18 protein-coding genes and 4 tRNA genes are annotated in these 21,102 nt (G+C 35.4%); 19 read left to right on the top strand and 3 right to left on the bottom strand.

From position 1 onward, the window contains the following. The first annotated feature begins 9 nt into the window (after positions 1 to 9). The 17 genes from K5S59_RS15825 to K5S59_RS15745 all read left to right on the top strand — a co-directional run bounded on the left by K5S59_RS15825 (position 10) and on the right by K5S59_RS15745 (position 14,747). Positions 10 to 1,983, top strand: a complete 1,974-nt coding sequence (locus K5S59_RS15825; protein WP_001113902.1) for a DHH family phosphoesterase — start codon at positions 10 to 12, stop codon at positions 1,981 to 1,983. Further along, positions 1,980 to 2,426, top strand: a complete 447-nt coding sequence (rplI, locus tag K5S59_RS15820) for a 50S ribosomal protein L9 (RefSeq protein ID WP_000864239.1) — start codon at positions 1,980 to 1,982, stop codon at positions 2,424 to 2,426. The genes K5S59_RS15825 and rplI overlap by 4 nt, the downstream gene beginning before the upstream one ends. Before the next feature lie 27 nt (positions 2,427 to 2,453). Beyond that, the gene (dnaB, locus tag K5S59_RS15815) at positions 2,454 to 3,803 is read left to right on the top strand and encodes a replicative DNA helicase (protein WP_001286239.1); all 1,350 of its coding nucleotides are present in this window, start codon (positions 2,454 to 2,456) and stop codon (positions 3,801 to 3,803) included. Positions 3,804 to 4,018: 215 nt separating this feature from the next. Further along, on the top strand, positions 4,019 to 5,308 hold the full coding sequence (locus K5S59_RS15810) for an adenylosuccinate synthase (protein ID WP_000100234.1): 1,290 nt from the start codon (positions 4,019 to 4,021) through the stop codon (positions 5,306 to 5,308). Between the two features lie 141 nt (positions 5,309 to 5,449). Next, positions 5,450 to 5,525, top strand: a tRNA-Lys gene (locus K5S59_RS15805). A 13-nt stretch (positions 5,526 to 5,538) separates the two neighbouring features. Next, a tRNA-Glu gene (locus K5S59_RS15800) sits at positions 5,539 to 5,610 on the top strand. A 21-nt stretch (positions 5,611 to 5,631) separates the two neighbouring features. After that, positions 5,632 to 5,707: transfer RNA gene (locus K5S59_RS15795), tRNA-Asp, on the top strand. 41 nt (positions 5,708 to 5,748) lie between these two features. After that, positions 5,749 to 5,821 (top strand) — tRNA-Phe (locus tag K5S59_RS15790). Positions 5,822 to 6,253: 432 nt separating this feature from the next. Then, entirely contained in the window at positions 6,254 to 6,961 is a 708-nt protein-coding gene (gene walR / locus K5S59_RS15785; RefSeq protein WP_000971865.1) for a cell wall metabolism DNA-binding response regulator WalR, read from the top strand. Positions 6,962 to 6,964: 3 nt separating this feature from the next. After that, on the top strand, positions 6,965 to 8,806 hold the full coding sequence (gene walK / locus K5S59_RS15780; protein WP_000755360.1) for a cell wall metabolism sensor histidine kinase WalK: 1,842 nt from the start codon (positions 6,965 to 6,967) through the stop codon (positions 8,804 to 8,806). After that, entirely contained in the window at positions 8,803 to 10,119 is a 1,317-nt protein-coding gene (locus K5S59_RS15775; RefSeq protein ID WP_000061594.1) for a YycH family regulatory protein, read from the top strand. The genes walK and K5S59_RS15775 overlap by 4 nt, the downstream gene beginning before the upstream one ends. Next, the gene (locus K5S59_RS15770; protein ID WP_000383732.1) at positions 10,100 to 10,942 is read left to right on the top strand and encodes a two-component system regulatory protein YycI; all 843 of its coding nucleotides are present in this window, start codon (positions 10,100 to 10,102) and stop codon (positions 10,940 to 10,942) included. The genes K5S59_RS15775 and K5S59_RS15770 overlap by 20 nt, the downstream gene beginning before the upstream one ends. Continuing rightward, complete coding sequence (locus tag K5S59_RS15765; protein WP_000522836.1) at positions 10,926 to 11,720, top strand: MBL fold metallo-hydrolase; 795 nt, start codon at positions 10,926 to 10,928, stop codon at positions 11,718 to 11,720. The genes K5S59_RS15770 and K5S59_RS15765 overlap by 17 nt, the downstream gene beginning before the upstream one ends. Before the next feature lie 63 nt (positions 11,721 to 11,783). Then, positions 11,784 to 12,959, top strand: a complete 1,176-nt coding sequence (locus tag K5S59_RS15760; RefSeq protein ID WP_000008037.1) for a S1C family serine protease — start codon at positions 11,784 to 11,786, stop codon at positions 12,957 to 12,959. A 53-nt stretch (positions 12,960 to 13,012) separates the two neighbouring features. Beyond that, positions 13,013 to 13,198 (top strand): CxxH/CxxC protein, encoded by a 186-nt coding sequence (locus K5S59_RS15755; protein WP_001052833.1) that lies wholly within the window; start codon positions 13,013 to 13,015, stop codon positions 13,196 to 13,198. 59 nt (positions 13,199 to 13,257) lie between these two features. After that, positions 13,258 to 13,737: a 23S rRNA (pseudouridine(1915)-N(3))-methyltransferase RlmH gene (gene rlmH / locus K5S59_RS15750; RefSeq protein ID WP_001027003.1), complete on the top strand. Its 480-nt coding sequence runs from the start codon at positions 13,258 to 13,260 to the stop codon at positions 13,735 to 13,737. A gap of 740 nt (positions 13,738 to 14,477) precedes the next feature. Then, positions 14,478 to 14,747, top strand: a complete 270-nt coding sequence (locus K5S59_RS15745) for a hypothetical protein (RefSeq protein WP_000264291.1) — start codon at positions 14,478 to 14,480, stop codon at positions 14,745 to 14,747. Between the two features lie 360 nt (positions 14,748 to 15,107). On the opposite strand, the gene K5S59_RS15740 is transcribed toward K5S59_RS15745, so the two are convergent. After that, positions 15,108 to 15,668, bottom strand: a complete 561-nt coding sequence (locus tag K5S59_RS15740; protein ID WP_088115963.1) for a hypothetical protein — start codon at positions 15,666 to 15,668, stop codon at positions 15,108 to 15,110. A gap of 279 nt (positions 15,669 to 15,947) precedes the next feature. On the opposite strand from K5S59_RS15740, the gene K5S59_RS15735 reads away from it, so the two are divergent. Beyond that, on the top strand, positions 15,948 to 16,826 hold the full coding sequence (locus K5S59_RS15735; protein ID WP_000713629.1) for a radical SAM/SPASM domain-containing protein: 879 nt from the start codon (positions 15,948 to 15,950) through the stop codon (positions 16,824 to 16,826). Positions 16,827 to 16,863: 37 nt separating this feature from the next. Here K5S59_RS15735 and pepF read toward each other — a convergent pair whose 3' ends face one another. Together pepF and guaC are read right to left on the bottom strand one after the other, a co-directional pair. Further along, positions 16,864 to 18,681 (bottom strand): oligoendopeptidase F, encoded by a 1,818-nt coding sequence (gene pepF, locus K5S59_RS15730; RefSeq protein ID WP_120451072.1) that lies wholly within the window; start codon positions 18,679 to 18,681, stop codon positions 16,864 to 16,866. Between the two features lie 137 nt (positions 18,682 to 18,818). Next, positions 18,819 to 19,802 carry a GMP reductase gene (gene guaC / locus K5S59_RS15725; RefSeq protein ID WP_000432444.1) on the bottom strand — a complete coding sequence of 328 codons (984 nt, stop codon included), beginning with the start codon at positions 19,800 to 19,802 and terminating at the stop codon, positions 18,819 to 18,821. A 240-nt stretch (positions 19,803 to 20,042) separates the two neighbouring features. Here guaC and K5S59_RS15720 point away from each other — a divergent pair, with 240 nt between their 5' ends. Further along, entirely contained in the window at positions 20,043 to 21,074 is a 1,032-nt protein-coding gene (locus tag K5S59_RS15720; protein WP_000827022.1) for an acyltransferase, read from the top strand. Positions 21,075 to 21,102: the final 28 nt, after the last annotated feature.

Below are 21,102 nucleotides of genomic sequence, written 5' to 3'. Positions count from 1 at the left end.
GTTGTATACATGCCTGAATTTTATAAGAAACAGTGGTTTTTATATCCTGTTTATGTATTGGCATTTTTTGTGTTTGTGCTCATTTCGATCCTTTGTTACTTTCATTTAATGATGGGGATAGTCTCCTTTTTCATTTTTTGTATCGTCCTTTTTGTTGTTGTACGATTTGAACTTACCTTTCAAAAGAACTTTGAAAAACATACGACAGAGATGATTACAAGGGTAAAGAAAGTGAGTAATGAGGCATTTAACCAAATGCCGATTGGTATTTTGTTATACAATAAGGATTATGGGATTGATTGGGCGAATCCTTATTTATCTTCATGCCTAGGACAGCATGCATTAGCTGGATGGCACCTTTATGATGTATCGGAAACGTTACTTCTTTTTATTAAAGGAGAAACTTCCGATGATATAGTCTCATTAAATAATCGAAAGTTTCGTGTCTTTGTAAGGAAAGAAGAAAAGTTAATTTATTTCTTTGATGTAACGGAACAAACAGAGATTGAAAAGATGTACGAGGATCAACGCACTGTTTTAGCTGTCATTTATTTAGATAATTATGATGAAGTTACACAAGGGTTAGATGATCAATTACGTACGAATATAACAAGTCTTGTAACGTCACGGCTAAATGAATGGGCTGTTAAGTATGGGGCATATTTAAAACGTGCATCTTCAGAAAGATTCTTCGTTGTACTAAATGAGAGTATTTTAGCGCAGATGGAGAAAGGGAAATTTAGCATTTTAGATCAGGTGCGTGAAGAAACGTCCAAAAGGAATATACCACTTACCTTAAGTGTAGGTGTTGGATCCGGTGATTTACCTTTATCAGAGCTTGGAGCAATGGCCCAGTCCGGTTTAGACCTTGCGCTCGGCCGTGGTGGAGATCAAGTGGCTATTAAACAAGCGACAGGTAAAGTTAAGTTTTATGGTGGTAAGACAAATCCGGTTGAAAAACGTACTCGTGTACGTGCCAGAGTTATTTCGCATGCGTTAAAGGATTTAGTATTAGAAAGTAGTAATGTCATTATAATGGGGCACAGGGCTCCTGATATGGACGCAATTGGTGCTGCGATTGGTATTTTAAAGGTAGCGCAATTAAATGAGCGCAAAGGATATATTGTATTAGATGAAAATGATTCTGATAAAGGAATTAAGCGTTTGATGGATAAAGTGAAACAAAACGAAGAGTTATGGTCTCACTTTATTACACCCGGACAAGCGATGGAATTTGCAAATGATGATTCTTTACTTGTTGTTGTTGATACGCATAAACCTTCAATGGTGATGGAAGAAAAGCTGTTACGCAAAATTGAAAATGTAGTTGTTATTGACCATCATCGCCGAGGCGAAGATTTTATTGAAGATCCATTGCTTGTGTACATGGAGCCATATGCTTCTTCCACGGCAGAACTTGTTACAGAATTACTTGAATACCAACCGAAAAATTTAAAAATGACAATGTTAGAAGCGACAGCATTGTTAGCGGGTATTATTGTTGATACGAAAAGCTTTACATTCCGGACGGGTGCTCGTACGTTTGATGCCGCTTCTTATTTACGCTCACATGGTGCAGATACTGTACTTGTACAAGAGCTTTTAAAAGAAGATATGGATCAGTACTTACGGGTTGCAAAAGCTATTAAAAATGCGTACATTTATACAAATGGAATTGCGATTGCAAAAGTGGATAGTGATGATTACTACGATCAAGTTCTTATTGCGCAATCGGCGGACACATTATTAACAATGACAGGGATTATTGCATCATTTGTTATTGCAAAACGTGGCGAGAATTTCATTGGAATTAGCGGTAGGTCTTTAGGTGAAGTGAATGTGCAGCTAATTATGGAGAATTTAGGCGGTGGCGGGCATTTAACGAATGCAGCCACACAAATGAAAAATGTTACAGTAGATGAAGCTGAGGAGAAGCTTCGATTTGTTATTGATGACTATTTACAGGGAGGCACACAATCATGAAAGTAATTTTTCTAAAAGACGTAAAAGGTAAAGGGAAAAAAGGAGAAGTAAAAAACGTACCAGATGGCTATGCAAATAACTTCTTACTAAAACAAGGATTAGCTGCTGAGGCGACAAATAGCAGTATGAAAACTTTAGAAGCTCAAAAACGCAAAGAAGAAAAAGATGCAGAGGCAGAGCTTGAAAGTGCAAAACAATTAAAAGAAACGTTAGAGAAACTAACTGTGGAAGTAAAGGCTAAATCTGGAGAAGGTGGCCGTCTATTTGGTTCAATCACAAGTAAACAAATCGTAGATGCAATGCAAAAATCACACAAGATTAAACTTGATAAGCGTAAATTTGAAATGGATGATGCAATTCGTGCATTAGGCTATACAAACGTTACTGTGAAATTGCATCCGCAAGTAACAGCAACAGTAAAAGTTCATGTTAGTGAACAATAAAAATAAGTTAAGCAAGGAGGATTGCGTATGAGTGATGTAATGGCTGATCGTACCCCTCCGCATAATATAGAGGCTGAGCAGGCAGTTTTAGGGGCCATATTAATTGATCAAGATGCATTAACGGCAGCATCGGAATTATTGGTACCTGACTCGTTTTATCGAACGAAACATCAAAAGATTTTTGAAGTCATGCTTGGGTTATCTGATAAAGGAGAACCGATTGACTTAGTAATAATGACATCAGCAATGGCTGATCAAGGATTATTAGAAGAAGTTGGTGGGGTTTCTTACTTAGCAGAACTAGCAGAAGTCGTTCCAACTGCTGCTAACGTAGAATATTATGCACGAATCATCGCTGAAAAGGCGCTCTTACGTCGTTTGATTCGAACGGCGACTCATATCGTGTCTGATGGGTATGAGAGAGAAGATGATGTGGATGGCCTTTTAAATGAGGCTGAGAAAAAAATATTAGAAGTATCTCACCAAACGAATGCAAAAGCATTCCAAAACATTAAAGATGTTCTTGTAGATGCTTACGATAAAATTGAACTTTTGCATAATCAAAAAGGTGAAGTTACTGGGATACCAACTGGATTTACTGAATTAGATAAGATGACCGCAGGTTTCCAGCGAAATGATTTAATCATCGTAGCGGCACGTCCATCAGTAGGGAAAACCGCATTTTCATTAAATATCGCACAAAACGTAGCGACGAAAACGGATGAAAATGTAGCGATTTTTAGTCTTGAGATGGGCTCTGATCAGCTTGTTATGCGTATGCTTTGTGCAGAAGGAAATATTGATGCACAAAGACTTCGTACCGGCTCATTAACTTCTGATGATTGGGCGAAATTAACGATGGCGATGGGGAGCCTTTCTAATGCTGGTATCTATATTGATGATACACCAGGGATTAAAGTAAATGAGATTCGAGCGAAATGTCGTAGATTAAAACAAGAACAAGGTCTTGGGATGGTTTTGATTGACTATTTACAGCTTATTCAAGGAAGCGGGAAATCAGGAGAAAACCGTCAGCAGGAAGTATCTGAGATCTCTCGTACATTAAAAGGGATTGCGCGTGAATTGCAAGTGCCTGTTATTGCCTTGTCACAGCTATCTCGTGGTGTAGAATCTCGTCAAGATAAACGTCCGATGATGTCTGATATTCGTGAATCGGGAAGTATCGAGCAGGATGCTGATATTGTAGCCTTCTTATATCGTGAAGATTACTATGACCGAGAAACGGAAAATAAAAATACGATTGAAATTATTATTGCAAAGCAGCGTAACGGTCCCGTAGGTTCAGTAGAGCTTGCGTTTGTTAAGGAATTTAATAAATTCGTCAACCTAGAACGACGCTTTGAAGATGGGGCATAAAGGCAGTATAAAAAAGAAACACATTTCTTATAATAAGATGTGTTTCTTTTTTTATATAGAAAAGATAGGGCTTTCATAATGTGAAAATATAATTCTTACGAACGAAAATGAATTTTAATAAAAAAATGTTCGCTTTTTGGTTGACTTCTTTTTCGGTTTTGGTACAATTATATTGTTTGAATAGATCGTTTGAAAATCGCGGAGGTGCTTTAATAATGTCTTCAGTAGTAGTTGTAGGAACACAATGGGGCGACGAAGGAAAAGGTAAAATCACTGATTTTCTTTCTGAGCATGCGGAAGTAGTTGCAAGATATCAAGGTGGAAATAACGCGGGACATACAATTGTTTTCGGCGGAGTTAAATATAAATTACACTTAATTCCATCTGGTATTTTCTATAAAGAGAAAATTTGTGTAATCGGAAATGGCTTAGTAGTAGATCCGAAAGCATTACTTGAAGAGTTAAAATACTTACATGATCGTGGTGTAAGTACTGATAATTTACGTGTAAGTAACCGTGCGCACGTTATTTTACCTTATCACTTAAAACAAGATGAGTTAGAAGAAGCGAGTAAAGGTGATAACAAAATCGGTACAACGAAAAAAGGTATCGGTCCTGCATATATGGATAAAGCTGCTCGTATCGGTATTCGTATGGCTGATCTTTTAGACCGTGAAGCATTTAAAGAGAAGCTTGAGCGCAATTTAGTAGAGAAAAATCGTTTGTTTGAAAAAATGTACGATACAGAAGGTTTCAGCGTAGAAGAAATCTTTGAAGAGTACTTCGAATATGGACAACAAATCGCACAATATGTATGCGACACATCTGTTGTATTAAATGATGCACTAGATAACAATCACCGTGTATTATTTGAAGGTGCACAAGGTGTTATGCTTGATATCGATCACGGTACGTACCCGTTCGTTACATCTTCTAACCCGATTGCTGGTGGTGTAACAGTTGGAACTGGAGTTGGTCCTGCAAAAGTTACTCGCGTTGTAGGTGTATGTAAAGCATATACAAGCCGCGTAGGTGATGGTCCATTCCCTACTGAGCTTAATGATGAAATTGGTCATCAAATTCGTGAAGTTGGTCGTGAGTATGGAACGACAACTGGTCGTCCACGCCGCGTAGGTTGGTTCGATAGCGTTGTTGTAAGACATGCACGTCGTGTTAGTGGTTTAACAGATTTATCATTAAATTCTATCGACGTTCTAACAGGTATTCCGACTCTTAAAATTTGTGTTGCTTACAAATACAATGGCGAAGTTATCGATGAAGTTCCAGCAAACTTAAACATTTTAGCGAAATGTGAGCCTGTATACGAAGAGCTTTCAGGTTGGACAGAAGATATTACTGGTGTAAAATCATTAGACGAGCTTCCTGAAAATGCACGAAAATACGTAGAACGTGTTTCTGAGTTAACAGGAATTCAATTATCTATGTTCTCAGTTGGACCAGATCGTAACCAAACAAATATCGTTCGTAACGTATACGAAGCTTAATTGATATTTTTGAGAAAAAACTCATGTCCGCATGAGTTTTTTCTTATCTTTTATAAAAAAATGAAAAAAGGTATTGCAAAACATAAAGAAAACATGTTATGATACATCTTGTCGTCACGAAAATATGACGTTGGTGAGTATGAGCCATTAGCTCAGTTGGTAGAGCATCTGACTTTTAATCAGAGGGTCGAAGGTTCGAATCCTTCATGGCTCACCATTTTATTTTTCGTGGCCCGTTGGTCAAGTGGTTAAGACACCGCCCTTTCACGGCGGTAACACGGGTTCGAATCCCGTACGGGTCATGTTTTTTTATGTTCATTTTTGGTCCCGTGGTGTAGTGGTTAACATGCCTGCCTGTCACGCAGGAGATCGCCGGTTCGACCCCGGTCGGGACCGCCACTTTTGTTTATACCACCATTAGTGGTTTTATATATAGTTTTGGCTCGGTAGCTCAGTCGGTAGAGCAGAGGACTGAAAATCCTCGTGTCGGCGGTTCGATTCCGTCCCGAGCCACTCTCAGGATATTAAGTGGGCCCACTTAATATCCTTTTTATTTGTGTAATTTTACAAAATTGAGTAGTTATTTTAAAATAGAATGAGGAGCCTCTAGCAGTTGAAGCTAGAGGTTTTTCTATAGATCGTATAGGATTCCGTGTAAAAGTGGATCATACATGAGTCTGTGAGAATAGAGGAGAAAGTACTTAAGCAAAAGATGCGGTCATATAGGGACATACTATGTAGACATCAATGTGTTTAGGGATATTGACCATATTTTTACCCCGCTATTTACCGGGCGGTAAGCTCCCACTTTAAAATTCAACGAAAGAAAAGAAGATGGGGGATCACCTGCCCGTAAAAGCCCGATTGGTGAGGGCTAATAATCAGTGGATAATGAAGAAAAACACCCACTGATTAAAGTTTCACTTTATAAGGAGGAAATAGACGATGATGGGAAAGAAAATTTTAGTAGTTGATGATGAGAAGCCGATTGCGGATATTTTGAAGTTCAACCTAGAAAAAGAAGGTTTTGAAATTGTAATGGCGCATGATGGTGATGAAGCAATTGAAAAAGCGAATGAAGAGCAGCCGGATATGGTTTTATTAGATATTATGCTACCAGGTAAGGATGGCTTAGAGGTTTGTCGTGAAATACGTAAAAGCTCAGAAATGCCGATTATTATGCTTACAGCAAAGGACTCTGAAATTGATAAAGTATTAGGGCTTGAGCTTGGTGCGGATGATTATGTAACGAAGCCATTTAGTACGAGAGAATTACTTGCTCGTGTGAAGGCGAATTTACGCCGCCATCAACAAGGCGGTGCTGCAGAAAAAGAAGAAAACACGGAAATGGTTATTGGACCAATTGTTATCAATCCAAATGCGTATAGTGTAACGAAACGTGAAGAAAATATTGAACTTACACATCGTGAATTTGAGCTACTACATTATTTAGCAAAACATTTAGGGCAAGTTATGACTCGCGAACATTTATTGCAAACAGTTTGGGGTTATGACTATTTTGGAGATGTACGTACAGTAGATGTAACAGTACGTCGTTTACGTGAAAAAATTGAAGATAATCCGAGTCATCCTACTTTAATTGTAACTAGACGTGGAGTAGGGTATTACTTGCGTGACCCAGAGCAGGAATAGTATATGAAGAAAGTCGGTTTTTTTCAATCTATTCATTTAAAATTTGTACTCATATATATGCTATTAATATTAATAGCTATGCAAGTTATTGGGGTATATTTCGTAAGGGAGTTAGAAAAGAGTCTTGTACAAGGCTTTAGAGATTCTTTAACGCAGCAAACGAACTTATTAGCATATAACTTGAAACAAGAGTTTAAAAAAAGTCATACAAAAGCAGAAACAGAATCAACAGATGAAACGATTAAAACTTCAATTCGAAAATTTGCCTCTGACCGAAAGAAAGATATCCAAGAGGTAAGTGTATTTGATTCGAATAGAAAGTTACTTGCTATTTCAGATGAGTCAAAGCAAAACAAGGTAAATAGAACATCAACTGATATAGCTGTTCAACGGGTATTGGTACAAAAAAAGCCAGAAGTGAAAATTGAGAAGGATGGTCGTACAGGCCATCGTGTACAAGTTATGCTTACTCCTATTATAGATGATAACGGCAAGGATCCACTTGGTGTTATTTACATTGTTGCATCTATGGAAGATGTTTATAAACAGATGAAGGATATTAATCAAATTTTTGCGACTGGAACCGTTATTGCATTACTCGTAACAGCTGTACTTGGAATTTTGTTAGCTCAAACGATTACGAGACCAATCTCAGATATGCGAAGACAAGCGATTGAAATGGCAAAAGGAAACTATTCAAGAAAAGTAAAAGTGCATAGCCATGATGAAATTGGACAATTAGCATTATCTTTCAATAATTTATCAAAAAAATTACAACAAGCTCGTTCTTCAACGGAAAGTGAAAGACGTAAATTATCATCCGTTTTATCGCATATGACAGATGGAGTAATTGCTACTGACCGAAAAGGGGACATTATTTTATTAAATGATCCTGCGGAAAAGATGCTAAATGTTTCGCGTGAAACGGCGCTCGATCAATCTGTTTTAGAAGTATTAGGGATACAAGAAGAATTTACGCTCGATCATTTATACGAAGAGCCTGATTCCGTTTTATTAGATTTTAGTACGAGAAATGAGCCATATATTCTACGTGCTAGTTTCTCTGTTATTCAAAAAGAGACAGGGAAAGCAAATGGTTTAATAGCTGTATTATATGACGTAACTGAGCAGGAGCGTATAGAAAGGGAACGCCGTGAGTTTGTGGCAAACGTTTCCCATGAATTAAGAACGCCATTAACAACGATGCGCAGTTACTTAGAGGCACTTACGGACGGCGCATGGCAAGATCCGAATATTGCACCACAATTTTTAACAGTTACACAAGAAGAAACAGAAAGAATGATTAGACTTGTAAATGCATTATTGCAACTTTCTAAACTCGATAGTACAGAACACCGTTTAATGAAAGAATGGGTCGACTTTACTGACTTCTTTAATAACATTATTGATCGTTTTGAAATGTCTAAAGAGCAAAACGTAAGTTTCAAACGATCTTTCTCTAAGAAATCCCGATTTATTGATATGGATACGGATAAAATTACGCAAGTTTTGTATAACATTATTTCAAATGCATTAAAGTATTCACCAGAAGGTGGAACAGTAACATATCGCTTACGTGATCGCGGGGAATTATTAGAGATTAGCGTAAGTGACCAAGGAATGGGTATTCCAAAAGAAAATGTCGATAAAATCTTTGAACGTTTCTATCGCGTAGATAAAGCACGTTCAAGACAAATGGGTGGTACAGGACTTGGATTAGCAATTGCGAAAGAAATGATTGAGGCACATGGTGGCTCGATTTGGGCGAAGAGTGAGGAAGGAAAAGGGACAACTATTTACTTCACATTGCCGATGGCAGCGGATGAAGAGGACGATTGGGAATGAGTATGGAAAATGTTAAAACGATAGTTTTAATTAATTTAGTTGTAATTAGCCTATTTCTTACTTTTAACTTATGGACGTATGTGCCAGATTCCACATCTATGCAAAACGCAAAATTTGTGCAGGGAAATGAAGGAACTACTCAAACTAAAATCGCTGATGTTGTCCGTCCTACTTCTATCATCGTTCATAAAGATAAAAATCATTACGGGAGCAAAAGAGAGGGAGATATAGAATCAATCTATAAACCTTTGGAAGCCGGGGAATTATATGATTTCAAAGAGATATCGATTGCTAAAGGTGATTTCCTTTCTTATGTGCATGGTGAAGGGAAAATTGAACTTATTTTTCCTACCAACATCCCATTTGATGCAGTTAAATCTATGTTTAATATGAAAGAAAAAAGTATAGGTAAACCTAAACATTTTAATCGAATTATTCTTGATCCTTCTAGAAGTAGAGATCAAGAAATTAAAATTAATTTTGTTTCTGATGGTGATAACTCTAGAATATATGAAGCAAAATTAAGTGGTGTATATTTAAAAGATATTGTAAATGCACAAAATCAATTTATAGTATCGGCAAAACCTTATTTTGACTATCAAATTAATGATATGAAAAAGCTATTTTTACCAGATGGAACGACAGAATTAAGTAATATAACATATATTTCATCTAATTTAGCGGTTGATACATTTAAGAATGCTCTTTTTAGTGACCCACGTTATTTAAGCCCTATTACTGAGAAATCAAAAGAAACATTTACAGATGGTATTAGGTCCATGGAGATTGAAAACGATCAGCATATGTTAAAGTATAAAAATTCTTCGGTTTCAAGTGAGAAAACGACAGATAATTTAATGCTTTTACAAAAAAGTTTTGATTTTGTAAATGGTCACAGTGGGAGCTTGGATTCATATCGTTTGGACTATATGAATAAAGGACAGACGGTATTCCGTTTACACGAAGATGGATATTCCGTATTCAATACAGATGGATTAGCTGAATTGAGACAAGTATGGGGATCAGAAGACGTAATGGAATATGAAAGACCGCTGTTGTCTTTAAATACGAAAGGCATAGAACAGAAGGTTACTCTTCCATCAGGTCACGTTGTAATAGCATCCTTAGAAAATAACGCCGCGGTAGATAAAAGATTCATTAAAGACGTTGGTATTGGATACAAATTATCACTAGATGGGCAAGTGGCTCGACTACAGCCAATTTGGTATGTAAAGTTTGTTGAAGATGAAGCTGGCAAACAAAAAATATATGAGTGGAGTGAGGGAGGACTAAATGGATTGGGATCGGATTAAAACCATATTTATTGTGACCTTTTTTGTTTTGGACCTCTTTCTCATTTTTCAATTCATTCAAAAGCAAGATAGTAATCAATTGGAGCTTATTGCAGAAACAAAGATAGATCAAGAATTAAAAGCAAACAAAATTACTATGGGTAATTTCCCTAAAGAACCGAAAAAAGAGTCATTTATTAGGGCGGAAAACAAGGCATTTAAAGAAGAAGATGTACAATCTTTAAAAAATCAAACAGCGCATATACAAAATATGTACAAGATAGAAAGTAAGCTAAAAGAGCCCTTTTTGAATACAAAATCATTATCCAAAGATAAGTATAGTGATTTTTTGAAGAACTATGTATTGGATGGACAAAAGTATGAGTATGGGGCGATGAAAGACTCTAAAATTTACTTCTTCCAAAAGTATAAAGATAAGCCTATTTTCTATAACGATCAGGCAATGATTGTTGTGGAATTAAATGAAAAAAATGAACTTGTGTCGTACACACAGACGATGCTAACTGATTTAAAAGAAATGGGCGAAAGTGAAAAAACGAAACAGCAAGAAATTATTACTGCTCAAACGGCTTTAGAGAATCTGTATTTAAAAAATAAAGTTCATGGGAATACACATGTAAAAGAAGCACAAATTGGTTATGCCACCCTTACCGCATCTACTTCTAATAACCAGGTGCTTGCTCCAACGTGGAATTTAAAAACGGAGCAGAAGCAGGACTTCTTTGTAAATGCAATTGAAGGACAAGTTATGGAATTAGGGGAAAGGGAAAATCAAGTGGTTGATGAACATACTGGAGTGAGAAAGAATGGGTTTGCATTTTAGCGTACTTGCAAGTGGAAGTACAGGGAATATGCTATATGTAGGAACAGATGAAAAAAAGTTACTCGTCGATGCAGGTTTAAGTGGTAAAGCAACAGAGGCTTTATTTAAACAGGCAGAACTAAATATAAATGATGTATCAGGTATTCTTGTAACACATGAACATAGTGACCATATTAAAGGGTTAGGTGTATTGGCACGTAAATATGATTTACCTGTTTATGCAAATGAGAAAACATGGAATGCAATGGAACATTTAATAGGAAATATCCCAACTGAGCAAAAGTTTATTTTCTCAGTTGGGGATGTGAAAACATTCGGTGATATTGAGGTCGAGTCATTTGGGGTTTCTCATGATGCTGCAGAGCCGATGTTCTATGCTTTTCATAACAATAATAGAAAGTTAGCCCTTATTACAGATACGGGATACGTGAGTGACCGTATGAAAGGTGTTATTAAGGGTGCTAACGCTTTCGTGTTTGAAAGTAATCATGACGTGGAAATGCTTCGTATGGGACGTTACCCATGGAGTATTAAGCGACGTATTTTAAGTGATGTGGGGCACGTTTGTAATGAGGATGCTGCATTAGCGATGGCGGATGTAATTACAGATGAGACAAAACATATTTATTTAGCCCATTTAAGTTTAGATAATAACATGAAAGAACTAGCACGTATGTCAGTATCACAAGTATTAGAGGAAAAAGGATTTGGAGTGGGAGAAGCCTTCGAAATTCATGATACAGATCCGAAAATGCCTACAAAAATTCAATACGTATAATTCTTCATTTTAGTAAACAATAAAGGTGAATATAGTTGTTTTCAGGAAGATGGGTGAACAAATATGTCCTTTATTGATGAAGAAAATTATCGTATGAAACGTGCAAGAAAAAAGAAGCATAAAGGTATTGTTATTTCTAGCATAGCAGGAACAATTGTAGGAGCTTCGTTATTTGCATTTGGAGCTCCTTTATTTGCAAATGATGCGGGCGCGCTTCCGCAAGCTGAAGCAAGTGGAAGTAATATGATCGAAGCTCAAGGAATTAAACAGATTAGCTTTGTTGATGCTGTTGATCGTGCGTCTGAAGCTGTTGTTGGCGTTATTAATATTCAACGAGATAATTTTTCAGAGGCAGATTCAGAAGCTGGTACAGGATCGGGTGTAATTTATAAAAAAGCAGATGGCCAAGCTTATATTGTAACGAATAATCATGTTGTTGCTGGAGCAAATCGTATTGAAGTAAGTTTAAGTGATGGTAAGAAGGTTCCGGGAAAAGTATTAGGAACGGATGTAGTCACAGATTTGGCTGTATTAGAAATAGATGCAAAGCATGTGAAAAAAATAATTGAGATTGGCGATTCTAATACTGTTCGTAGAGGAGAACCGGTCATTGCGATTGGAAACCCACTAGGGCTGCAATTTTCTGGAACCGTCACACAAGGCATTATTTCGGCTAAGGAACGTATTGTTCCTGTAGATTTGGATCAAGATGGACATTACGATTGGCAAGTAGAAGTATTGCAAACAGACGCAGCGATTAATCCAGGTAATAGTGGTGGTGCGCTTGTAAATGCGGCAGGTCAATTAATTGGCATTAACTCAATGAAAATTGCAGCAAAAGAAGTAGAAGGAATTGGACTAGCTATTCCAGTTACTAGAGCTGTTCCAATTATGAATGAATTAGAGAAGTACGGAAAAGTAAGGAGACCGTATGTTGGAATTGAACTTAGATCGTTAAATGAGATTCCAAATTACCATTGGTCAAAAACATTGCATTTACCAGGTAATGTAACAGAGGGAGTTTGCATTTTAGATGTGAAAAGTCCTTCGCCAGGTGTAGATGCTGGTTTACGAGAACACGATGTGATTGTAGCAGTAGATGGAAAACCAGTTCGCGATATTATCGGATTCCGTACGGCCTTATATGATAAAAAAATTAATGATAAAATGACTCTTACGTTTTATCGTGGTACAAAACGAGCAACAACAACGGTTAAACTAGGCGTTCAAAAGTATTAAAAACAGGAGGGCCTACCTCCTGTTTTCTATTGTAGAAAAGTGAGGTGAAGAATATGAATTTACCTTGTTGTTTAGAACATGTTGAATTAGCTTTAGATATTATTGTGGATGAGTGTGAAGTCGCACCAGTTATCAACAGTGTGGATAACTCAGAAAAAGAGAAAAAAACATGTGAATTTTGTCAAAATGAGGCGACATATGTTGTATCGAACACAGATTCTCACACAATATGTGGGTAACAATTGTGGATATGTGGATAAGTTGTGTGGATAACATGTTTGTAAGGTGGGGAATACGTGTGAATATCTCGATTATTTCAATTGGGAAATTAAAAGAAAAATATTTAAAACAAGGTATAGCAGAATACTTAAAACGATTATCTGCATACGCAAAAGTAGAAGTAATTGAATTGCCAGATGAAAAGGCACCAGAAAATTTAAGTGAAGCAGAAATGTTAATTGTAAAAGAAAAAGAAGGTATACGTATACTGGATAAAATTTCTGATGATACGCATGTCATTGCGTTAGCGATAGAGGGAAAGCAAAAATCCTCAGAAGAATTTGCAGTAAGCTTAGATCGTCTTGCTACATATGGAAAGAGTAAAGTTGCCTTTGTAATTGGTGGATCACTTGGACTGAGTTCAGAAGTAATGAAGCGTTCAAACGAATCTCTTTCTTTTTCAAAGATGACATTACCACACCAATTAATGAGATTAGTATTGCTTGAGCAAGTGTATAGAGCATTTCGTATTAATCGTGGGGAACCGTATCATAAGTAAGTGTGGCTGTAGTCAACTAATCATTCATTATTAAATAATGAGTATTAAAAGAATTAACAGTCTTACTAATTTGAAGTAAGGCTGTTTTATTTTGTTTATTGTGGTAAATTATGTAATGAATATACTTGTGTAATGTTAGTAGTTAGACATTAGAAGTTTATAGGTTGAATTTTTTAAGGACATATAATTGCAGTTCAAGAGGATATATTTTTTTAGTAAATTAATATAGTTTATTAATAAAAATAATTATTTAAATCTGGGAAAAAGTAAATTGAATCGGTAATTAGGAAAAATAAAGAAAATTGGTATCGGATAGAATATATTAAGAGAAGACAGCCATTTCTAGCCAGTATTTATTACACCATAACAGAGGTAATGGTTAAAGACTATTTTAATGCAGGGCTTTCTTAAAATGATTCTGAAGGGATATTTAGTAATCTGGATTTAGATTGGAGATTAATTTTTCCTTGCCCTTAAACCACACTTAGCTATGTCAGGGGGAACCGTATGATAAGTAAGCACATAGTTAATTAAAGAATAAGGGTTACCTTTGTAACTTTTTTAGTTTTAATTTAATAGTTTGTATATTGGAAGGAAATATATTAATAATCAATGTTTTGAAGACGTATTAGATGCTTAAAAATATTGAATGAAAAATTAGAAATTCAAGCAGGTTTTTTTTGTTTTTTATAGAATATTTTAACATATAGGAATTCGACTATATAAGGAGTTGATTTAATATGTGGTTTTTGTTAGATATACTGAATCTCTCAATATATCTCCCTTTTTTTAAACCTAGCGAAGATGAAATAATTAAAAATATAAATGAGTTAAAGAAATATGAGTGGTTTAAAGAGTTCTATAGAGATGAAAAAAAAGTATATCTTATAGCTCATGATTTAAAAGTAAGGGAAACTATAGGCAAATTTAAAGCGGATAAATTTGGTGAAAAGAATTACCAAATTTATTATCAAAAAAAACTTAATAAGATCTTTAAAAATAAAATGTAGTACTCACTTTTTATAAGGGTATCTTTTAAATAAAATAATAAAGGAATTCTTTACATTGAAGTAAACTTAAAAAGTTAAATGAACTATGTAATTATAGGTTAGGGAGCTTCTGTGGCATGAATCCGGTAGTATTGGAATCGTGCCTTTTAATTTTGCTTTAAATTTTTAATTATGAACTACGTGTATTTTGTTATTTTAAGTAAATGTATTAAAAAAGTACCCTTCACTTATTAGAACAATCCTAATAAGTAAAAGGTACTTTCTGCATCAGATGTATTTGTTAGTATGTTAAAAATAGAATAGTATTTTAATTTTTATTTCTGAGAAAATAGTAGAAATAATATTAGAGGGCGTTATTAATTACCATTCGTTTCGACATTGCCATCCATATGCAGCGGCTTCAACTGCTATACCAGCAGCATTAACTTTGAAGCCTGCTCTAATTAAGGTGTTTGCGATTAATTTTGCAGCCAAATCATATTGTTTACTCTTAATGTAAGTAAAAATGGCTCCTGATAAAAATTGTCTGGCGATATTACCATAACTATTAATAAATTTATTTGCTATACATTTTCCAAAAGATGCAGCGCTCCTTTGGATTTCCTTATCGTACTTATTGTATTCACTATATCCAATTATTTCAGCGATATTAATTGCTGTTTGATCATTAGCAGAGATTTTTTCTTGTAAAAGTGCTGGATTGGTAATTTTATAGCCACTCTCTGTCAATTCCCCTACCTCTTCAAAGTAAAATCTAAGATCTTTTTCTACTTCAATAGCTAATTTATCCACTTCTTGTTGCTGTTCGTATGTAAGGTTATTGTCATTGTTGATAGATTCTTCTGCGGATGCTTGGAGAGAAAATGCGGTTGATACTAATAAAGTGATTGCTATAAATGATGAAAATACTTTTTTAAACACTAAAAAACACCTCTTTCGTTTTTATTTTTCAGCCCTATTAACCTTATTTTAACAGAAAAGTAAAAATATACAATATTTAATTACAATTAAAAAAATTAAAAATTAATTTAATTATATAAATGGATTATTTGTGTGTGGTTGCTTACTTTTTAAGTATAGTAAAACTGAAAAATGGTCAGTTTAAATTTATATTTAATAAGTATGTTTCTATTTCTAAAAAAGTATGCTGTAATATGAAGAGGAAAAAGTATAAGTAGTCATAGAAGTGAGGAGTTAAAGGTGAAGAAGTTTAAGAAATTTTACTTGGAGATTACGAGTGTATGTAATCTTGCGTGCAGCTTTTGTCCGCCGACGGAAAGACAGAAGCAATTCATTTCTGTGGAGGATTTTGCAAAAAGGTTAGACCAAATTAAACCACACACAGACTACATTTATTTGCACGTGAAGGGTGAGCCGTTGCTGCATCCAAAAATAGATCAATTGTTAGATTTAAGCCATGAAAAAGGGTTTAAAGTTAATATTACAACGAATGGAACGTTAATTAATAAGAGAAGGCATAGATTGTTAAATAAGCCTGCGTTAAGACAAATGAATTTTTCACTGCACAGTTTTGATGGACATCCAGGTTCGCAAGATAAAGAGGGTTATGTAAGAAGTATACTTTCCTTTATTAGAGAGGCGACAAGTCAATCGGATTTAATTGTTTCACTAAGGTTATGGAATTTAACTCAGGATAATAAAACGAATGCTGAAATCCAGAAAAATAGAGATTTATTATCCATCATTGAAAATGAGTTTGGTCTATCTTATCAAATCGAAGAGAAGCTTACACCAGGAAAAGGTATAAAAATTGCGGAACGTGTCTTTATTAATCAAGACTATGAATTCCAGTGGCCGGCATTACATGAAGAAGAGGATGATGGAAAAGGATTCTGTCATGGTCTTCGAAATCAAGCAGGTATTTTAGCGAACGGAACGGTTATTCCTTGTTGTTTAGATGGTGAGGGGATTATTAACCTTGGGAATATTAATAATGACTCATTTTCTAATATTATAGAAGGTGAAAGAGCAACAAACATTGTCGATGGATTTTCGAAAAGAGTTGCAGTCGAAGAGCTATGCAGAAAATGTGGATACCGTAAAAGATTTGGAAAATAAATATGAAACAAGCCCTCATAAAGCGAGGGCTTGTTTTTTATTCTTGATAAGAGTGTTCTAATTCATCAATTAAGGAGCCGACGTAAGAAACAGCTTTACGGATTGCATCTGGTTTTGACATATCTACTCCAGCATGTTTCATTAATTCAAGTGGTTTCATCGTACCACCAGCGCGAAGTACATCTAACCAGCGATCAACGGCAGGTTGCCCTTCCTCTTTAATCATTTGAGCTACCGCAGTAGATGCAGTGAGGCCTGCGGAATAGGTGTAAGAATATAAGCCCATATAATAATGAGGTTGACGCATCCAAGTTAAGCCAGCGCCTTCGTCAATTTCTACAGAATTTCCCCAGAATGTCGAAAGTACATTTGTTTTTATTTCAGTTAAAGTTGTAGCTGTAAGTGCTTCTCCTTCTTCTGCTAGCGTATATACTCTTCTTTGATATTCTCCCTCAAGTAAGTGAGTAACAAAGTTATGATAATATGTGCCGATTAGTTGCAGAATCACCCATCTACGCATTCTCTTATCGTCAGTCGTCGCTAATAAATGCTGGGCTAATAGTAATTCGTTCATCGTAGATGGTGCTTCGACAAAGTACATAGATGGACGTACATTCATAATACGTTGGTTTTTATTTGCTAAATAAAAATGACCAGCATGCCCAAATTCATGGGCTAATGTGAAGCATCCACGCATCGTATTTTGCCATGTAATTAAAATGTATGGATGAGAACCATATGGACTTGAACAAAATGCCCCTGTTGATTTCCCTACATTATCTGCAAGATCGACCCATCTCTCTTTAAATCCTTTTGCGATAATGGAACCATATTCATCGCCCAATACTTGTAAAGAGTCTTGAATGAGTTTTCCGGCTTCTTCGTATGTGATGCTTGGATTAAATTCGGGATCTAAAGGTGCATGTAAGTCGCAGAAAAGCATTTGATCGAGTCCTAATACTTTCTTTTTTAAATCTGCAAAACGACGCATATGAGGTGCTAATTCCTTGTATATAATATCAAGTTGATTGTCATACATTTCAAGTGGAACTTTTTGAGGTTCCAAAAGCATATGAGTAACAGATTCAAATTTGCGTAAACGAGAGAGTGTTACTTGTTTTTTTACTTCAGTCGCATATGTTGTTGCCACTGTATTTTTATATCGTTTCAAGGTGGAAACAAATGATGAGTACGCTTTTCTACGTATGTCTACGCTTGGAGAAAACTCATATTTACTTTCAAATAATGCAAATGATACAGGGAGTTCGTTTCCTTGTTCGTCTTGTATGGAGGTAAAATCCATGTCGGCTAATTTAGTCATACCATAAATTTTGTATGGAGAACTATGTACTTCGCCAAGTGCAGCAAGAGCTTCTTCTGTTTCAGGAGAGAGCGTGTGCGGCCTTTTTTGTAGGATGTCTAGTAATGATTTACGGAAAGGTTCGAGTTTTGTTTCTTTAGTTAAATATTTTTCAATTGTTCCTTCGTCAAATAAGAGGATTTCATTATGGATAAAGGATAATGCAGTATGCACTTTCGTCCATAAAGCAGCAATTTTGGAAGAGTTCGCTTGAATAACTGGATTTGTACGATCAGCAGATTCTTTTAAATTTGCATAGGAGTATAGTTTTGTTAATTTCATTAAAAGCTCTTCTTCTAAAAGTAGGCAATGTAATAAGGTAGTGGGGCTAGTGCGTAATTGTCCTTTAAACGCCTCAATTTTTTTTATATCGTCTGTTAATACACGTAATGCAGTTTCCCACTCTTTATCAGATTCGTATAAATCAGAGAGGTCCCATGTTAGTTCAGTAGGGACTTCTGCGCGAATATGGCGTTTCTCAATTATATTTTTCATTTGTTATATCCCCCTTATCATAAGTATCTAAAAACATGATACTAGAAAATTCAGTAAAATGAAAATATTTAACATTTCTATATATGAAAAAGAAGGACAAGCATAAAACTGCTTGTCCTTCGAGTTAAATTTAAAAATTAATATACTTTATCACCGTTGAAAATAGAGTTTTTCACGACTACATAATCTACAGTACGAATTGAGTCTAATTTTGTTCCACCAGCGTAAGAGATAGAAGATTGAAGATCTTGTTCCATTTCGATTAAAGTATCTTCTAAAGAACCTTTATGCTCAACGAACATTTTCTTACCTTCAACGTTTTTCTTCTCGCCTTTTTGGAATTCAGAAGCTGAACCGAAATACTCTTTATAAAGTTTGCCGTCTTTTTCGATTGTTTCCCCTGGAGACTCTTCATGACCAGCGAATAGAGAACCGATCATAACCATAGTCGCCCCAAATCGAATAGATTTAGCTACGTCGCCATGTGTACGAATACCACCGTCAGCGATAATTGGCTTACTTGCAGCTTTTGCACACCAGCGAAGTGCAGCTAGTTGCCAACCGCCAGTTCCAAAGCCTGTTTTAATTTTAGTAATACAAACTTTACCAGGTCCAATACCAACTTTTGTTGCGTCAGCACCAGCGTTTTCTAATTCTCTTACCGCTTCTGGAGTTCCAACGTTTCCAGCGATAACGAAGCTTTCTGGTAAATGCTTTTTAATATGTTGAATCATGTTGATTACCGCATTAGAATGTCCGTGCGCGATATCAATCGTGATGTACTCAGGTGTAAGTTGCTCAGCAGCTAATTGTTGTACGAATTCATATTCGTCCTCTTTTACACCAACGCTAATAGAAGCGATTAATCCACGTGATTGCATATCTCTAATAAATGAGATACGTTTCTCTGGTTGGAAACGATGCATGATATAGAAGTAATTGTTTTCAGCTAAATAAGTTGCGATTCTTTCATCAATAATCGTTTGCATATTAGCAGGTACGACAGGTAATTTAAATTTATGTTTACCTAAAGTGACAGTTGTATCACATTCAGAGCGGCTGTTCACAATACATTTTGCAGGAATTAATTGAATATCTTCATAGTCGAATACGTTTTCCATCATTTACACCCCTAAAATACGAATATTTTATCCAGTTTATTTAAAAATGTTCGTCCAAATGATAATTTACATTATTTTCACTCATAAGTCAAAGGTTTTCATGATTATATTTAAAAATTAAAATTTAGCCGCCTATGTTGTAAGTTCATATAACTAAAATGTGTTTAAACATAGCATTATTTGATGTAAAATTATGTTTGGAAAAGAAAAGTTAAATAGGTAAATTTAGGAGGGCTGTTAATGAAGCGCTTAGTATATATGGATTGGTTGCGTGTATTAGCAACAATCGCAGTGGTTACAATTCACGTTTCTGCTGGTTATGCTTCTATGCTAGATGCAAATAATGTATCACGCTGGATGGCTGGTAATCTATTTGAATCGATTTCACGTGCGAGTGTGCCGATTTTTGTAATGATTAGTGGAGCCTTATTGTTAAAAGGAACGAAAGATATTTCAGTCGGGGAATTTTTACAGAAGCGTGCAAGTAAAGTAATTATACCTTTTGTAGCTTGGAGTGCTATATTTTATGCATATGGAGCATATGCAGGATATTTCCCGGCATCTTTAAAGCAAGGGATAAAGCACTTTTTAACGGATACAATTGGGGGACATTTATGGTTCTTATACATGATTGTAGGTATATATTTAATTACACCTTTACTGAAGATATTTGTGAAGAACGCTAAAAAAAGAGAGATAGAATACTTTTTAATTTTATGGCTATATGCGTCTGTTGTAGTCAATTTAGTTAAATATTATTATCCTATCAACTTTAATATTGAATTATTTTACGTTACAAATTATGTAGGGTATTTCTTACTTGGTTATTACTTATCCAATTACGATATGACGAAAAAGTGGAGAAATATTTCTTACATTGGAGGACTTGTAGGATTTATTAGTACATTCTTTATTACATATTACTATACAGTAAAAGCAAATGGACAGTTAGAGCAGTTTTGGTACGGATATTTTGCGCCAGGCGTTGTACTAATGGCGATTGGATTATTTGTATTTTTCAAATATGCTTTCCAAAAATCAGAAAGAGAATTACCATTGTTATTCCGTTTTATAAATCAAGCAAGCCTTGGAATATATATTCTTCACTTCTTCTTATTAAATAACTTGTTGTACATGGTTTTCCCTAAGGTAAATGAGCGTGTGCATGCAATATTGGCAATACCTATTAATGTAACGATTACAATTGTTCTTAGTCTGGTAATTACGTTAGTATTGCAAAGAATACCAGTTGTGAAAAAATTGGTTCCGTAAAAATGAATACAGTATAGATAGGGCAGAC

Source organism: Bacillus sp. BML-BC051 (assembly GCF_019656175.1).
GTDB lineage: Bacteria > Bacillota > Bacilli > Bacillales > Bacillaceae_G > Bacillus_A > Bacillus_A mobilis.
The sequence above is the reverse complement of the archived record's forward strand: the minus strand, read 5'-3'. Positions and strand labels throughout refer to the sequence as shown.

Bases quoted from the DNA above. Each gene is read 5' to 3' on its own strand.
- K5S59_RS15825 (WP_001113902.1), top strand. From the start codon at position 10: ATGCCTGAATTTTATAAGAAACAGTGGTTTTTATATCCTGTTTATGTA.
- rplI (WP_000864239.1), top strand. From the start codon at position 1,980: ATGAAAGTAATTTTTCTAAAAGACGTAAAAGGTAAAGGGAAAAAAGGA.
- dnaB (WP_001286239.1), top strand. From the start codon at position 2,454: ATGAGTGATGTAATGGCTGATCGTACCCCTCCGCATAATATAGAGGCT.
- K5S59_RS15810 (WP_000100234.1), top strand. From the start codon at position 4,019: ATGTCTTCAGTAGTAGTTGTAGGAACACAATGGGGCGACGAAGGAAAA.
- walR (WP_000971865.1), top strand. From the start codon at position 6,254: ATGATGGGAAAGAAAATTTTAGTAGTTGATGATGAGAAGCCGATTGCG.
- walK (WP_000755360.1), top strand. From the start codon at position 6,965: ATGAAGAAAGTCGGTTTTTTTCAATCTATTCATTTAAAATTTGTACTC.
- K5S59_RS15775 (WP_000061594.1), top strand. From the start codon at position 8,803: ATGAGTATGGAAAATGTTAAAACGATAGTTTTAATTAATTTAGTTGTA.
- K5S59_RS15770 (WP_000383732.1), top strand. From the start codon at position 10,100: ATGGATTGGGATCGGATTAAAACCATATTTATTGTGACCTTTTTTGTT.
- K5S59_RS15765 (WP_000522836.1), top strand. From the start codon at position 10,926: ATGGGTTTGCATTTTAGCGTACTTGCAAGTGGAAGTACAGGGAATATG.
- K5S59_RS15760 (WP_000008037.1), top strand. From the start codon at position 11,784: ATGTCCTTTATTGATGAAGAAAATTATCGTATGAAACGTGCAAGAAAA.
- K5S59_RS15755 (WP_001052833.1), top strand. From the start codon at position 13,013: ATGAATTTACCTTGTTGTTTAGAACATGTTGAATTAGCTTTAGATATT.
- K5S59_RS15745 (WP_000264291.1), top strand. From the start codon at position 14,478: ATGTGGTTTTTGTTAGATATACTGAATCTCTCAATATATCTCCCTTTT.
- pepF (WP_120451072.1), bottom strand. From the start codon at position 18,681: ATGAAAAATATAATTGAGAAACGCCATATTCGCGCAGAAGTCCCTACT.
- guaC (WP_000432444.1), bottom strand. From the start codon at position 19,802: ATGGAAAACGTATTCGACTATGAAGATATTCAATTAATTCCTGCAAAA.
- K5S59_RS15720 (WP_000827022.1), top strand. From the start codon at position 20,043: ATGAAGCGCTTAGTATATATGGATTGGTTGCGTGTATTAGCAACAATC.